Source organism: Burkholderia sp. SIMBA_062 (assembly GCF_046534765.1).
GTDB lineage: Bacteria > Pseudomonadota > Gammaproteobacteria > Burkholderiales > Burkholderiaceae > Burkholderia > Burkholderia ambifaria.
This window is the reverse complement of sequence record NZ_JAWRYD010000098.1, coordinates 1-705: the sequence shown is the minus strand read 5'-3', so window position 1 is coordinate 705 and position 705 is coordinate 1. Positions and strand designations below refer to the sequence as shown.

At 64.7% G+C, this 705-nt stretch carries 1 protein-coding gene; it reads right to left on the bottom strand.

The window, feature by feature from the left end; all coding sequences use genetic code 11:
• On the bottom strand, positions 1-705 hold a 705-nt coding region (glyA, locus tag SB786_RS35540; RefSeq protein WP_410731476.1), incomplete at both ends, for a serine hydroxymethyltransferase.

The window sequence follows — 705 nt, the reverse complement described above, 5'->3', positions numbered from 1 at the left end:
GCCGCGCTTGACCAGCGTTTCGGCCAGCACGCGTGCGTTCTCGACCACCTTTTCCTGGTACGCCTTGAATTCCGGCGACAGCGCTTCCTTGAACGCCACGGCCTTCGCCGCGATCACGTGCATCAGCGGGCCACCCTGGATGCCCGGGAAGATCGCCGAGTTGATCGGCTTCTCGTATTCCGACTTCATCAGGATCACGCCGCCGCGCGGGCCGCGCAGGCTCTTGTGCGTCGTCGTCGTCACGAAGTCGGCATGCGGCACCGGGTTCGGATACACGCCCGCCGCGATCAGGCCGGCGTAGTGCGCCATGTCGACCATCAGGTACGCACCCACCGACTTCGCGATCTTCGCCAGACGCTCGAAGTCGATCTTCAGCGCGAACGCCGATGCGCCCGCGACGATCAGCTTCGGCTTGTGTTCCTGGGCGAGTTGCTCGGCCGCGTCGTAGTCGATGTCTTCCTGCTCGTTCAGCCCGTAGCTCACCACGTTGAACCACTTGCCCGACATGTTCACCGGCGAGCCGTGCGTCAGGTGACCGCCGTGCGCGAGGCTCATGCCCATGATCGTGTCGCCCGGCTTGAGCATCGCGAAGAACACGCCCTGGTTCGCCTGCGAACCCGAGTTCGGCTGCACGTTCGCGGCTTCCGCGCCGAACAGCTGCTTCACACGATCGATCGCCAGCTGCTCGACCACGTCGACGTATTC